This is a genomic window from Carnimonas bestiolae (assembly GCF_051251145.1).
Lineage (GTDB): Bacteria > Pseudomonadota > Gammaproteobacteria > Pseudomonadales > Halomonadaceae > Carnimonas > Carnimonas bestiolae.
Window position 1 is genome coordinate 124,160 of record NZ_JBPCZK010000001.1, and the last position, 13,089, is coordinate 137,248.

General features: G+C 58.2%; 15 protein-coding genes. 10 read left to right on the plus strand and 5 right to left on the minus strand.

The genetic code is table 11. The features are described from left to right. Positions 1-17: 17 nt before the first annotated feature. The 9 genes from R84865_RS00635 to R84865_RS00675 all read left to right on the plus strand — a co-directional run bounded on the left by R84865_RS00635 (position 18) and on the right by R84865_RS00675 (position 6,392). A complete protein-coding gene (locus tag R84865_RS00635) occupies positions 18-401 on the plus strand; it encodes an MliC family protein (RefSeq protein WP_435637097.1) in 384 nt (127 codons plus the stop codon). A 193-nt stretch (positions 402-594) separates the two neighbouring features. Then, the gene (locus R84865_RS00640; protein ID WP_435631516.1) at positions 595-1,731 is read left to right on the plus strand and encodes a porin; all 1,137 of its coding nucleotides are present in this window, start codon (positions 595-597) and stop codon (positions 1,729-1,731) included. An 814-nt stretch (positions 1,732-2,545) separates the two neighbouring features. Further along, positions 2,546-3,448, plus strand: coding sequence for an AEC family transporter (locus tag R84865_RS00645; RefSeq protein ID WP_435638561.1), 903 nt, complete (start codon positions 2,546-2,548; stop codon positions 3,446-3,448). A gap of 216 nt (positions 3,449-3,664) precedes the next feature. Beyond that, positions 3,665-4,015, plus strand: coding sequence for a hypothetical protein (locus R84865_RS00650; RefSeq protein WP_435631518.1), 351 nt, complete (start codon positions 3,665-3,667; stop codon positions 4,013-4,015). A 112-nt stretch (positions 4,016-4,127) separates the two neighbouring features. Next, on the plus strand, positions 4,128-4,532 hold the full coding sequence (gene tusD / locus R84865_RS00655) for a sulfurtransferase complex subunit TusD (RefSeq protein ID WP_435631519.1): 405 nt from the start codon (positions 4,128-4,130) through the stop codon (positions 4,530-4,532). A gap of 30 nt (positions 4,533-4,562) precedes the next feature. After that, positions 4,563-4,919, plus strand: a complete 357-nt coding sequence (locus tag R84865_RS00660; protein WP_435631520.1) for a DsrE family protein — start codon at positions 4,563-4,565, stop codon at positions 4,917-4,919. Positions 4,920-4,973: 54 nt separating this feature from the next. Further along, a complete protein-coding gene (gene tusB, locus R84865_RS00665; RefSeq protein ID WP_435638562.1) occupies positions 4,974-5,264 on the plus strand; it encodes a sulfurtransferase complex subunit TusB in 291 nt (96 codons plus the stop codon). A gap of 87 nt (positions 5,265-5,351) precedes the next feature. Then, a complete protein-coding gene (locus R84865_RS00670; protein WP_435631522.1) occupies positions 5,352-5,711 on the plus strand; it encodes a TusE/DsrC/DsvC family sulfur relay protein in 360 nt (119 codons plus the stop codon). A gap of 117 nt (positions 5,712-5,828) precedes the next feature. Continuing rightward, positions 5,829-6,392 carry an acyl carrier protein phosphodiesterase gene (locus tag R84865_RS00675; RefSeq protein WP_435638563.1) on the plus strand — a complete coding sequence of 188 codons (564 nt, stop codon included), beginning with the start codon at positions 5,829-5,831 and terminating at the stop codon, positions 6,390-6,392. A gap of 9 nt (positions 6,393-6,401) precedes the next feature. Here R84865_RS00675 and R84865_RS00680 read toward each other — a convergent pair whose 3' ends face one another. The 3 genes from R84865_RS00680 to R84865_RS00690 are packed head-to-tail and all read right to left on the minus strand — an operon-like array spanning position 6,402 to position 8,435. Beyond that, positions 6,402-7,613 (minus strand): molybdopterin molybdotransferase MoeA, encoded by a 1,212-nt coding sequence (locus tag R84865_RS00680; protein ID WP_435638564.1) that lies wholly within the window; start codon positions 7,611-7,613, stop codon positions 6,402-6,404. After that, on the minus strand, positions 7,606-8,124 hold the full coding sequence (gene moaB, locus R84865_RS00685; protein WP_435631525.1) for a molybdenum cofactor biosynthesis protein B: 519 nt from the start codon (positions 8,122-8,124) through the stop codon (positions 7,606-7,608). Before moaB ends, R84865_RS00680 begins: the two co-directional genes overlap by 8 nt. Beyond that, positions 8,121-8,435: a DUF1244 domain-containing protein gene (locus R84865_RS00690; RefSeq protein WP_435631526.1), complete on the minus strand. Its 315-nt coding sequence runs from the start codon at positions 8,433-8,435 to the stop codon at positions 8,121-8,123. Before R84865_RS00690 ends, moaB begins: the two co-directional genes overlap by 4 nt. A gap of 424 nt (positions 8,436-8,859) precedes the next feature. Between R84865_RS00690 and R84865_RS00695 the strand changes: the two genes are divergently transcribed. Continuing rightward, complete coding sequence (locus R84865_RS00695) at positions 8,860-11,709, plus strand: bifunctional acetate--CoA ligase family protein/GNAT family N-acetyltransferase (RefSeq protein ID WP_435637092.1); 2,850 nt, start codon at positions 8,860-8,862, stop codon at positions 11,707-11,709. Between the two features lie 42 nt (positions 11,710-11,751). Here the strand turns inward: R84865_RS00695 and pdxH are convergent, their stop codons facing one another. Both pdxH and wrbA read right to left on the minus strand, forming a co-directional pair. Beyond that, positions 11,752-12,411 (minus strand): pyridoxamine 5'-phosphate oxidase, encoded by a 660-nt coding sequence (pdxH, locus tag R84865_RS00700; protein ID WP_435637091.1) that lies wholly within the window; start codon positions 12,409-12,411, stop codon positions 11,752-11,754. Beyond that, on the minus strand, positions 12,408-13,031 hold the full coding sequence (wrbA, locus tag R84865_RS00705) for an NAD(P)H:quinone oxidoreductase (protein ID WP_435631529.1): 624 nt from the start codon (positions 13,029-13,031) through the stop codon (positions 12,408-12,410). Before wrbA ends, pdxH begins: the two co-directional genes overlap by 4 nt. Between the last annotated feature and the right edge of the window lie 58 nt (positions 13,032-13,089).

Here is a 13,089-nt window from a genome sequence, read left to right on the forward strand (position 1 = left end):
TATAAGGAGAGAGCGTTATGGCGATGCGTATTTCATGGACGATGGGCGCAGCGGTGCTGTTGCTGGCGGGGTGTGGTGGAAAATCGCTACCGGATAATGCCATCGCGCTTCCCGGCAGCGGCACGATTGAGAAAACAACCGCTCAGTATCAGTGCACTAACGATAAGACGGGCGATGCCGCGGGCGAAGTGAGGGTGGAGTACACCCATAATGATGATACGGCCGTCGCACTGGTGACATTGCCTAGTCAGGATAACAAGGTTCTGATGAATAACGTGATCTCGGGATCGGGAGAACGCTACACAGGCGGTATCTACGAATGGTGGTCGAAGGGCGACGATGCCACGCTGCGCAACGGCATGGATGACAGCGCCACCCTGAACTGTGCTGCCAAGAAATAGCCTGTTGGTGATATCTCCCACGCGGAGTCTGGCATCGGAACTCACCGTTTCGATGCCATTTTTTGTCCTCGGGAATTTATTACGTCAATCTTAAATATCGGCGAACGCCCCTTAATGTCCTGAACCTGTAACAAAAATGCGTCAGGCTTTTTCCCGCTAACGACTCTTACAACCAGCGGGAACACGCATACCAATGACAGCAGCACGTACCCCTTCTATACGATCGCGACACCTGATCACCTCGTTTGCTGGTGTCACGTTATTAGCGCTTGCCAGCGATGCCAATGCATTTACCGCGTTTGAAGACGAGGCCAATAAACTGGTGATTAGCGGCCGTATCGCATACGCCTACGATGTGAACAGCGGTGGCAGCAGCAGTGACGAGCATGGCAACGCCGGCAGTCGTATCAATGTCGCTTACGAGCGTCTGGTCGCCAACGAATGGACACTGGCCGCTCGATGGGAAGAGGCGTTCGATCCCTTCTTCTCCACATCGGAAGGCGATAATCACTACAATCGCTATCTCTATTTTGGCGTCAGTCATCCGCAGTATGGTGCGCTGACCGCCGGTCGCCAAAACACCATTCTTTACGACTTTGTCGATGTCTTCACCGACCAACCATGGTGGTACGCCGATTACAGCGAAGCCAGCTACGGCGGAAGCGATATCAATGGGGTGATCCAGCGACCTTCAGACACGCTTAAATACGTGGTCAACCTGGGAGATTGGACGCTGGGTGCCATGTACGGCTGGTCGCGCGGTGACATCAAGCACGACCAACGCTATACGCAGGTCGATGGCGACTGGGTAGAGAATCATTCGAGCCACGGCCTCGAACGCAAAAACTTTTGGGAAGTTGGCGTTCAGTATCGCCCAGGGTATGACGTTACGCTGGCGGCCGCTTATCACCATGCACGCGTTGATGCAGGCAGCGACCTCGGCTATGACGAACCCAATGCCAATGCGTGGAACCTTGGCGTCAACTGGGCGCCGGGCAACTGGTTTTTGGGCGCGGTGGGCGGTAAAAGCCGCAATGCCATCGCCGCCAACACCAGCTACAACCATTATGGCGCATTCGCGGGCTATACGTTTGTTGGCGGCTTGGGCGAGTGGGGCGATTTGCAGCCTTACTATGACTACAACCTGCGCACCGATCAGCGCTCAGACGCCAAGCTTGAGCGCCATATTGTTGGTCTAGGCGCGATCATGTGGCATGAGCGACTGATCCTTGCCGTTGATCACATGTGGTACAAGGACAAGGGCAGCGACGGTATGCACATTGCTGAACGGCATCCTTCAACGGGAATTTACGCACGCTACAACTACTGATGCCCCTTTAATTAACTCAATAACGGCATTGACAGTAAATAACGAGTAGAGTGGCATTCCGGAGTGCAGAGCGATCTGCGCTCCGGTTTTTTTTATTACTAGCGCTAGCCATTGGTCGTGCAGCAGGCGCCACCCGCCATTGCTATGATGGCGACGGGCTGGCGGGCTTTAACTACCACGGCCAACCTGACATCAAGGCGGAAATGACAAAGTTAACCAACAGCCAAACGGTATGGTGCAAGTGTGGGCGCAGGCTTTGCTGGCTGGCGATCGCCGCCGCCATAGCCATCGCGTTAGTGCTGGGTCCTCACTGGCTAACGTTTTCATTCGTTGGAGCAGTTATTGGCGTGAAGCTCGCCAGCAGACATCGCTAGGGACGACTGACCATTCAAGCCACTAGATGCCGTCAGCGGGCACGCATTTGGATGGGTGCCTTTGCGTGCGAATAGCCCTAGTGGCGGTTAGCTGCGATGTATTACCGGTAGCCTATACGCCTTCCTAACCTGGTTGCCGTTAACGACACTCTTGGTCAACGCACGTCCACCCTGTTTCGTGTATTAACGGTAGTGGTCAGCATTGCCGGCTGCTTTAAAGATAACTTCGCCGCTATTGATTAACGGCGCTAATCGGCCTACACGATTATATCAACGACATTGAACACTCTTTACATTCTTTTGACCGCGATAGCTTCTAGAGTGAAGGCGAAATCAGTCATCCCTTGAATGACTCTTAATAAGCAGACAGGCGGACCGCCGACTGTCACGACGACGTAAACGACGAGGTGGTGCTTTATCCAGCACCAGTGAGAAGGCCTATGTTCGAACAGCTCTTAGCGGTAATGGCGCCGGTGTTGGTATCGGTTGCAATTGGTTATGGATGGGTACGCAGCGGCCAGCAATTTCCGACCAATTTTGTGTCGACGCTGTGTTTAAACATCGGTACGCCTTGTCTAATTTTGTCGTCGCTGGCGCAAACCCATCTCTCGATTCAGCTATTCATGAAAATGGCCATCGGTACCTTCGGCACCATTCTCGCACTAGGCATTATTGGTATCGCCTTTTGCAAAGTGAAGCGTATCGATTGGCGTAGCTTCGTACCCGCACTGATGTTTCCCAACACCGGCAATATGGGGCTTCCCATTTCCTTGTTCGCCTTTGGGCAAGCCGGTTTCGGCTATGCCGTGGCGATCAATGTTGCTGTCTCTATCGTGCAGTTTGGCCTGAGCGCCATGATGGATGCCGAGCGACCGCTTATGGCGCTTTTGAAAACACCGACCATTCACGCCGTGTGGATATCGCTGGTGTTTATGTTCTTCCAAATTCCGCTGCCTACCTGGATCGAAAATTCCACGCATCTGCTGGGCGATATGACCATCCCGCTGATGTTAATTACGCTGGGCGTGGCGCTGGCGAGCATTAAGCCGAACAATCTGCTGGCCGGTGCGGTGTTTGGGCTGCTGCGACTGGCCATGGTGATTCCGATCAGCCTTGGCGTGGGCTGGCTGGCGGGGCTGTCAGGCACCTTGTCGTCACAGCTGATGCTGCAAATGAGCATGCCGGTAGCGGTCTATACCTATATGTTTGCGCAGAAGGCGAAGCGCTCGCCGGAACTTGCCGCAAGTCGTGTTTTTATTTCTACCGTTATGTCGCTGGTGTATTTACCGATCATGTTGGCTATTATTATGTCGCTACTGCCATCAGCGGGCGTAGGGCATTAATCGCGGCCACGCTCGCAAAGCGCAGGGAATGCGACTAAGCTGCCTGCGCAGGCTTCAACGCTCAAACGAGATGTTTGAACGTTAAATAGATAACTGAGTGCAAACGCTTGTTTGCACCTGACTTAATGAATCAAGAGGCTCTTTCCTTTGCGCGCGTTTATTTCTTCATTCAGTACTCACCGAGCCACTTTGGTTAAATGTGTTGGCGCTTCGTTATTGCTCTCTTCGCTTTCTGGCTGCTCCTTTTTGGGCCTGGGCGACAGCAAGCCCGCACCGCAGGAATACACCAAGCAGAGCATGCAAATTGATACCTCAGAGAAAGCGCGCCAGGCGGCCGCTGAATCGCCCAAAAAGGTGGGCGAGCAGGTTTGCCGTGACTTCAAGAACAAGCTCTGGGGTGATTTCGTGATGGTGGGCAAGGTAGGGGCCATTGGTGAAGACTACCTGATGCGCGTCGACCTGCTGCGCGTGCAGCTTAAAGGACAGCCCAAGATTACCCAGCGCGGCTTCGCCAAAACCCGCTGGGCGATGCAAAATCAGTGGTACTCCTGCAAGGATCCGGTGTAACGCAACTCGCGCCGTATGGCCCGAGCCTTCAAGGCTCGGGTTTTTTATTGGCTGGTCTGACGCCGCGACAGCGAGATGCTAAACTTCCGCCTTATTGTTAGTGGGGCTCATCATGTCGTCAGCAGCGTTACACTATGCGCTTTTGGTAATGGGCGCTCCTTATAGCCGCCAGGCTTCTCATTCCGCGCTGCGTTTCGCGCAGGCCCTGCACGCCCAGGGGCATTCTCTGGACAGCGTGTTCTTCTATCACGATGGCGTGATTAACGGCTCGCGCTTGATGGCACCGCCGCAGGACGAACCGCATTTGGGCCAAGCATGGCGTTCGCTCGCTGAAAGTACCGGTGCACGGCTGCAGGTGTGTGTTGCCGCCAGTTTGCGGCGCGGCATCGTCGATGAAGCGGAAGCCAAACGCCACGGCCTTGTGGGCAGCTCACTGGCGGAAGGCTTCGAACTCACCGGGCTAGGGCAGTTATTGCACGCCAGCGCCACCAGTGATCGCCTGATCACCTTCGCATGATCCTGGTGAATCAGGGAACAGAGGCTCGCTATGTCATCGCTACCTTCACTACTGATTATTGTGCGCCATGCGCCGCAAGGCACTCACTGGGTGGCGGAAGCGCTCGACGTGGCACTGCTGAACGCCTCGTTTGGCGGCGATACGGCGCTCTATTTTTGCGACGATGGCGTCACCGCGCTGCTGGATAGTCAAACGCGCGGCGCACTCGATCAGAAGGGCACCCTAAATACCATCAAGGCGCTCGAGATGTACGATATCGACACACTTTATGTCGACGCCGCATCGCTGTCCGAGCGCGGCCTCGAACCGCAGCATCTGGTCCAGCAAGTCACCCCCGCGCTACTGCCAGCGCTGCTGAAGCGCTATCAGCGTTCACTGGTATTCTAAAATGGCGTTTCAAGGAGGTCGCGTGCGTTTAATGTTCCGATTGCGAGAGCCGTTATGCTGCATCTAGTGTGCCGTTCTCCCTATGCAGACCCAGCGTTGTTCGAGCGCTTGCTCGATACCCTCGATGCTGAAGCCACCGTGCTGCTTATCGAAGATGGCGTGCTCGGGGCGAGCGGCCGCTGTGCTGAACGTTTGGCACAATCCGCTGCACGTTGCTGCGTACTGCGTGAGGATTTGGCGGCGCGTGGGCTGCTGGAGCACTGTCATGAGGCGCTGAACCTCATCGACATGAGCGCCTTCGTCGAACTGACCGCGCGCTATCCTGCATCACTCAGCTGGTACTGAGCGGATAAGCGCAGCACCTAACGCCGGCTGCTCAACACCTTTCACGCCACTCGCAAGCGTTGGCTACTTTTTGGCACCTTGATCACCATGACCGATACATCCTTCTTAACGGTAGACGACACCCAGATTGCGCTGGACCCAGAGGGCTATCTGGTGTCGTTGGAGCAGTGGAGCGAACCCGTCGCCGAAGCGCTGGCGCAGCGGGAGCAGCGGCAATTGGACGAGCGCCATTGGGAGATACTGGCACTGCTGCGTGATTTTTACGCGCGTTATGAGCTATCGCCGGCGATGCGCCCATTGATCAAGGCCATCAAGCAGCAGCTCGGTGACGCCAAAGGTTCATCGCTGTATCTGATGACGCTGTTCCCGGAAGGTGCTCATTCCGAAAGTCCGGCCCGCATTGCTGCTCGTTTGGCTGGACTCCCCAAACCGACCAACTGCCACTAGCGCGATGGGCCTCTCGATGCACATTCATGCAACAGCGCCGCTCGCTGCCGTCGCCGGCAGAGTAAGGGGTGTCGCCCCTACGGACGCCATTTCCGCCACGCTGTGGCAGCCGGTACAATGAATTTTATTGGCCACGCGCTGCTCGCCGCTGGCGGGAGTGATGCGTTTCTGTTGGGCAATCTGGTGGCTGATGGTATTAAGGGCACTCGTCTGGAATCACTGCCTAACCAGGTAGAGCAGGGCGTGCGCTGGCATCGCCGTGTCGATGCTGTGATCGACAAGCAACCACTGGTGACCGATTTGGTGCGCCGCATGCCCGAGCGACGCGTCGCGGGCATTGCGCTGGATATCGTGTGGGATCACTTTCTATCGCGGGATGAGCTAAGCGCCGCATTGGCCGAACGCTGCTATCGAGTGCTCGCCAGCCAACCACTGCCGACCACTAATGCAGCGATGCTTGAGCATCTAGTGCGCGGCCGCTGGCTTGAGCGCTATGCTGAGCTCGACTTCACCCTGAACGCTATTGCCGGGGTGGGGCGTCGCCTCAGCGGCCCCAACCGCCTTGAGCGCCTGCTACCATGGATTCGCGACCATTACTGCCTGCTAGAACACACCTACCAACAGCTATGGCCGCTGCTCGACGCTCAGCTTAACGTTGCTTACGCAACGGAATCGAATTAGCCGAGCGTCTTATTCTGGAATCAGCAGGCAATCGATTACATCCCCCGGGCTGACACGGCTATTGGGCGGAATAACCGCCAGCGCATCAGCGCCAACACAGGAGCGCAGCAGCGAGGAATCCTGATCGCCGTAGGCATGGGCGTAACAACCATCTGCACTGGCGCGGTAATCAAGGGTAACGCGCATATAGTGCCAGCGCGCCGCGGTGTGAGTAGTAAATTGCGCGCGAGCGGTCAGCGTAGGCAAGGCGTCGAGGGCAGGGGCCTTTAGCAACGCCCCCAGCAGCGGACGCACCAGCAGCAGCGCACCAACGAAGCTCGACACGGGGTTGCCCGCCAGCCCGATAAAGTGTGCAGCGCTGCCATCACCGCGTGGCAGCCTGCCAAGCGCTAACGGCTTGCCTGGACGAATATCGAGGCGCCATAACGACAGCTCGCCTTCGGCAGTCACCGCTTGCTTAACGTGATCTTCTTCGCCCACCGATACGCCACCGCTGGTCAGTACGAGGTCGGCGTGCTCAGCGGCGTGGCGCAACGCCGCGCGGGTTTCATCGAGGCTATCCCTGACGTGCTGCGTGGCAATAATGTCTGCGCCCATATCGCGCAGCAGCGCTGCCAGCATCACGCGATTGGAGTCATGGATTTGCCCAGCCGCCAGCGGCTTACCCGGTGCCACCAGCTCATCGCCGGTCGCCAAAATGACCACCCGCGGACGCCGACGGACCTTCACCTGTGCAATGCCCTGAGAGGCAATAAGCCCCAATGCCGCCGGCGTTATCCGCGCGCCTGCTGGCAGCAGTTCGGTGCCTTTTAGCACCTCGCGCCCACGCAGGCGCACATTGTCGCCAATCGGTAGTGCGTTGGGGGCGTCGATAAAGCCATCGTGCTCGCTAACACGCTCCTGCATCACCACGCAGTCGGCCTCGGCAGGCAAGGGCGCACCGGTAAAAATACGTGCGCAGCTATTGGCCGCCAGCGCTATAGGCTGCTGGCCCGCCGCGATGCGCTGCGACACCGCCAGGCGTTTGCCTTGATCCTGGGCGCGCAAGGCGTAACCATCCATCGCGCTCACATCAAAACGTGGGCTATCCGACAGCGCCACAATCGGCTCTGCAAGGATACGCCCATGCGCTTCCCACACAGCGATCTGCTCGGCGTCGAGTGCGTTCACTTCCGCTAACAGCATTGCGCGAGCGTCTTCCAAGGTATGCATGTCAGCCATGAGGATGATGCCCTGTCAGCAGCAAACTGGCGAAGTTGCAGGGCCTATGCTGGGCGTCGAGCTGTTCGCCAATCAGCTTGTCCCAGGCGGTGCGGCAAGCGCCAGTAGAGCCGGGCAGGCAGAACACCGCGGTGTTATTCGACAGCCCCGCCAAGGCGCGGCTTTGAATGGTAGAGCTGCCAATCTCTTGCAGCGAATAGTAGCGGAAGGCCTCTCCGAACCCTTCGATATGGCTATCAAACAGCACGCTGACGGCTTCCGGCGTGGCATCGCGTCCGGTAAAGCCGGTGCCGCCCGTAGTGATGACGACCTGCACCGCGCTGTCGGCAATCCACGCTGCCACCTGCGCACGAATGCGGTATTTGTCGTCCACCACAATGCGCTTTTCATAAAGGTGATGCCCAGCGCGCTGAAGCTGCTCTGCCAGCCAGTGGCCAGAGCGGTCGCTTGCCTCATCGCGGCTATCGGAAATGGTCAGTAGCGCAATCGACAGTGCGTCGGAGGTGCTCATGACGCATTGTCCTTTTGGCTGCGCTGCGCCAACGCATCAAGCTGCTGTTGGGTAGCAGGCTGCTGAAACTGCTCCTTCCACTGCGCGTAAGGCATTTTGTAGACGTACTCACGTGCCTCATCGTCGGCCATTTCGATACCGCGCTCATCAGCGGCAGCAACCAGCCATTTCGACAGGCAGTTGCGGCAAAAATCGGCAAGAATCATTAGATCGATGTTCTGCACTTCCTTGTGTTGATCGAGATGATCAAGCAAACGCCGAAACGCTGCGGCTTCCAGTTCGGTACGTTGTGCGGGAGCAAGACGGTGCATAAGACTTCCTTGGATGGGTAGCTAAAACGCCATGGCAGCGAAACGACTGCCAGGCGGCGATTGATTGGCTCCAGCTTAGCCGCGAAGGCGGTTGACCGAAACCATTGCGGGGCAATCAACCACCGATCGCCGAACGGGCGACGGCGCCGATACTTTGGTCGTATACGTTGGTTGTACAGCCAAATACCGTTGAATTGGGGCACTATATAGACTATCTGAATGAAGAGAAGGTCATCGTCACTACGCTGTGTGTTACCACCATCAGGTAGCAGCGTTGGCACGAATTTCTTCTTTCACGGTGCGCCAAGGGCCTTATAAAAATAGCCATTGCCTTGTTGGGCGTCGCCGCACTACTACTTAGGCCAAGCGGCCAATCATCCGACGCTGTCGGGTAGCTGCTGCTGCGCTGATCGCGAGGTTACTCTTGTCACACGTCCACCCTGAAACCGACGCTCTGCCACGCCATGTGGGCGGTACTCGTTTTCTGCGTCGTTTCTTCTCACCGGGTTCGCTGCTGCTGGTGGCCGATCCCGAAGCGCCGGCACTCGCTGAAGCCGTGCTGGATAATCTGGTGGAAGGAGGTTTTGGTGGTGTGCTCTACAGCGTGGGGCTGGCACCGCGCACAGGCTGCGTTAACGTTACCCAGCTAGCCGAACTCGGCAAAAGCGTCGATCTCGCGATCACCTGTGTGCCCATTACGCGCATCGCTGAACTGCTCGAGCAGCTAGGCAGCCTGGGAATCAAAGCGGTGATTGTGCTGCGCGATGACGAAGCAGGGCATCATTCACGCGTCGATCCCAGCGCGCTGCGCGCTCAGTTGAGCGAGATCGCATTGCGCCATCGCATGCGCGTGATTGGCCCCGACTGCGTGGGCATTGCGGTACCCGACACACGTTTGAATGCCACCTTTGCTGCACATGCACCGCTGCGCGGACACCTTGCCTATCTCGGCCAATCCGGCATGTTGGGCGCGGTAATGGCGAGCTGGTCACGGCTGCACGGCATCGGTATGTCGCATCTGATCTCGCTTGGCGATAGCGTAGACGTGCGGCTTTCAGACATGCTCGATTTTATTGCGCAGCGCACACGTACTCAGGCGATCGTCCTTAACGTTGATCGCATTGACGATGCGCGCCACTTTATTTCCGCGCTGCGGGAAGCGGCACGACGTTGCGTAGTGCTGGCCATCGGCGGCACGAGTCCGGCCTCTTCAGCGCAGCGAGAGCTGCCTCCGGTGCCCGGGGTGTCGCGGCGCAGCGACATTGTGGATGCGGCGCTGCGGCGCGCTGGCACCCTGCGCATCGACTCCATCGACGAGCTTTACGATGTACTCGAAGTGATCTCGCGCATTCGCCGACGCTACCGCGGCCCGCGGCTGATGATTATCGCCAACGGTTCGGCACCTTCACTGCTCGCCAGCGAAGCCTTGAGCGCAGGGGGCACGCAGGCAGTACCCAGCGAAGATTGCCGTCAGGCACTGATTGAGCGCGGCTTGCTGCGTACCGGGCACCCTCTGGCGCCACTCGATTTGGGCAGTACCGCTTCCGTTCAGGACTTTACCGATGCGCTGAACATTCTAGCGGATGACCCCGGCATTGATGCGTTTTTGATTCTGCACGGGCCCACCCGCATGGCACCTCCCGATGCCACCGCGCGGGCCGTGATCAAGATTGCTGAAACGCTCAATCGTCCGCTGTTGGCGGCCTGGATGGGCACCCAATATTCCAGCAGTGCGCGACACTACTTTTCGCGCGCCAATATCGCCTGCTTTGCCACGCCTGAACGCGCGATCACTGCCTTCATCGCACTGAATCGCTACCAGCGCGTGCAGGAGCTGCTGTGGCAGCGCCCGCGCTTGAGTGGCTACCTCACCTCCAGCGAACAGCGCGAGCGGGTAGCGCAGATGGTCGAAAGCGCTTATCGCGAGGGCCAGGCCACGCTGCATCGCCAGCAGATCGACCAATTGCTGCGCGGTTACGGCGTTAATGTGGCGCAAACCGAATACGTTGAATCTGCCGCTGAAGGTGAGGAGCTGGCCCAAGGATTATTCGGCGCACACGCGGTCAAGGCGCTCCATAGCGCCTATAGCTTCCCCTTTAATGGGCATGATCACTTCGATGTCAGGGGTATTTCGCCGCGCCAGCACACCTTGATTCAGGATGTCGTAACGCCTTCCGCCATGCGCGACGCTATCGAGCGCATCAGCGAAACCGTCAGTGAGCGGCAGACCGAAGACCAGCCGTGTGGCTTTGCCATTCAGGGCATGCGCGGTGCACGCAGTGATCTGACCATGTCGGCGGGCATCACCCGCGATGCGATATTCGGGCCGGTGATCGTATTTGGACGTGCTGGCTACAGTAGCGACATTCACAAGGACCGTCAGGTGGCGCTGCCGCCCTTGAACACCGCGCTGGCCGTGCAGATGATCCAGCGCAGTTCCATTTACGCGCTGCTGAGCGAGCGCATGAACGACGACAGTGAGCGTCTGGAAGCGGCGATGGGGCAGCTATCGCGGTTGCTGGTAACGCTATCGCAGATGTGCGCCGACTTACCCTATCTTGCCGCACTCGAGCTGCATCCCGTGGCACTAGGGGCTGGCGAATTGAGCGTGCTCGATTATGCCGCATCGCTTGGGCCTGCCGCCCGTCAGGCAATTCGCCCGTATCCCGAGGGGCTGAAGGAAGTGACCACGCACACTGACGGTGGCGTCGAGGTGCTGCGTCCGGTGCGTGCTGAAGACGCGACGCTGATTGAGGAGTTCCATACCCACCTCAGTGCTCGCAGCCAGCGCTTCCGCTATTTCCAAACCAAAGCTACGCTCAGCCAGCGTGAGCTGGCACAGTTCGCCGCCATCGATTACGACCGCGAAATGGCGTTTGTGGTCGAGCACTTCTCGCCGCTGCAGATGGCCGGCCGAATGGCAGGATCGCCTGAGGATCTGGTACTTCCGGAACACGAAAGCGGCGAACTTCTCGGCGTGGTGCGCTTGAAAACGGACAGCGACAACCTGCGCAGCGAGTTTTCACTGATCGTGCGCGACGACCATCAGCGTCAGGGGCTTGGACTCAGGCTGATGGAGAAGGCGATTGCTTATGCGCGCAATACCGGCATTATTGAATTGTATGGCGAGATCATGTGGGACAATCACGCCATGTATGCGCTGCTTGAGGGGCTTGAGTTTAACCTTCACGAAGATCCGCAAGCGCAGCTTTACATTGCCACCTTGCAGGTTAACGAGGCGACCGAGGATTGGCAGCGTTTGCGGTTGGACTAGGGCCGTCGCCACGCTGCCAGAAAACATTGCCGTAAAAGCGGGTTAGGGAGCCAACTGGGCGCACTGCCAGGCGTTGCCGCTGTTATCGGAATCAGCACGTTGGGTGTAGCGCAGCCGATCGTGCAGACGGCTGGGCTGGCCTTGCCAGAATTCAATCATGGTAGGGCGCAAGCGAAATCCGCCCCAATGCGCAGGACGCTCGATAGGCTGCTCGGCAAAGCGTTGGCGCAATTTCGACAAGCGCACCGTTAGCTCCTCACGTCCGCTGATAACGGTGCTTTGCGACGATGCCCACGCGGCCAACTGGCTCTCTTTGGGGCGCGCAGCGAAGTAACGATCCGACTGAGCGCTATCGACTTTCTCGACATCTCCTTCCACCCGTACCTGACGCGCCAACTGAGGCCACCAGAACACCAGCGCTGCGTGTCCGGTGGTGGTCAGCTCGATGCCCTTGTGACTCTTGTAGTTGGTGTAAAACACCATGCCTTGCTCATCGAAGCCTTTTAGCAGCACCACCCGCGCATGCGGGAAGCCGCGCTCATCAACGCTGGCCAGCGTCATCGCGTTAGCATGCTCGGGGTCGCTTTCGAGCGCTTGCTCAAGCCAGCGTGAAAACAGCGGGAAGGGTGTTGACGGCGCATCTTCACAGCACAAGGTGTCACCGTGGTAATCGTGGCGCACGTCGGAGATATCGCGATTCATGACGATGGCTCTTCAGCGTTTTGCGATCGGCCCAGCGTTAGCGCCAAACGTGCGATGCGTTCGCCCTGCGCGCGGGCCAGCTCGCGTTCGACTTCCGATACACGTCGCTGGTTGTCGGCACCTGCGACATGGCTCGCTCCATAAGGAGTACCGCCGCCGTCAGTGCTCTGCAAGCCTGCTTCGCTGTAGGGAATACCGGCGTAGATCATGCCGTGATGCAGCAGTGGCACCAGCATGTTCAGTAGCGTAGCTTCCTGACCGCCGTGCGCACTCGCGGTTGAGGTAAAGGCAGTGGCGGGCTTGTCGATCAGCGCGCCGCTTAGCCATAGCGAGGTAGTCTGCTCAAGGAAGTACTTCAGCGGGGCAGCCATCGCGCCAAAACGGGTGGGGCTGCCCAGCGCTAGCGCCGCGCAATCGCGCAGATCGTCGAGGGTGGCGTAGGGAACGCCTTCATCGGGAATGTCGGGGCCCACTTGCTCGCTTTCAGCCGATACCGGCGGCACCGTGCGCATTCTGGCGCTAATACCGCGCTGACGCTCGATACCTTGCGCAATGGCCTCTGCCAACTGGCGAGTGCTGCCGCTGCGAGAATAAAACAGCACCAGAACATAGGGCTGCATAAGCGCTCCTTTTTGACCTTGAGTAGAGGAAAATACGACGGCTGCCATTATACTCATG

Excerpts from the sequence above, each read along its gene's own strand:
- R84865_RS00635 (WP_435637097.1), top strand. The coding sequence starts at position 18 with ATGGCGATGCGTATTTCATGGACGATGGGCGCAGCGGTGCTGTTGCTG.
- R84865_RS00640 (WP_435631516.1), top strand. The coding sequence starts at position 595 with ATGACAGCAGCACGTACCCCTTCTATACGATCGCGACACCTGATCACC.
- R84865_RS00645 (WP_435638561.1), top strand. The coding sequence starts at position 2,546 with ATGTTCGAACAGCTCTTAGCGGTAATGGCGCCGGTGTTGGTATCGGTT.
- tusD (WP_435631519.1), top strand. The coding sequence starts at position 4,128 with ATGTCGTCAGCAGCGTTACACTATGCGCTTTTGGTAATGGGCGCTCCT.
- R84865_RS00660 (WP_435631520.1), top strand. The coding sequence starts at position 4,563 with ATGTCATCGCTACCTTCACTACTGATTATTGTGCGCCATGCGCCGCAA.
- tusB (WP_435638562.1), top strand. The coding sequence starts at position 4,974 with ATGCTGCATCTAGTGTGCCGTTCTCCCTATGCAGACCCAGCGTTGTTC.
- R84865_RS00670 (WP_435631522.1), top strand. The coding sequence starts at position 5,352 with ATGACCGATACATCCTTCTTAACGGTAGACGACACCCAGATTGCGCTG.
- R84865_RS00675 (WP_435638563.1), top strand. The coding sequence starts at position 5,829 with ATGAATTTTATTGGCCACGCGCTGCTCGCCGCTGGCGGGAGTGATGCG.
- R84865_RS00680 (WP_435638564.1), bottom strand. The coding sequence starts at position 7,613 with ATGGCTGACATGCATACCTTGGAAGACGCTCGCGCAATGCTGTTAGCG.
- moaB (WP_435631525.1), bottom strand. The coding sequence starts at position 8,124 with ATGAGCACCTCCGACGCACTGTCGATTGCGCTACTGACCATTTCCGAT.
- R84865_RS00690 (WP_435631526.1), bottom strand. The coding sequence starts at position 8,435 with ATGCACCGTCTTGCTCCCGCACAACGTACCGAACTGGAAGCCGCAGCG.
- pdxH (WP_435637091.1), bottom strand. The coding sequence starts at position 12,411 with ATGAATCGCGATATCTCCGACGTGCGCCACGATTACCACGGTGACACC.
- wrbA (WP_435631529.1), bottom strand. The coding sequence starts at position 13,031 with ATGCAGCCCTATGTTCTGGTGCTGTTTTATTCTCGCAGCGGCAGCACT.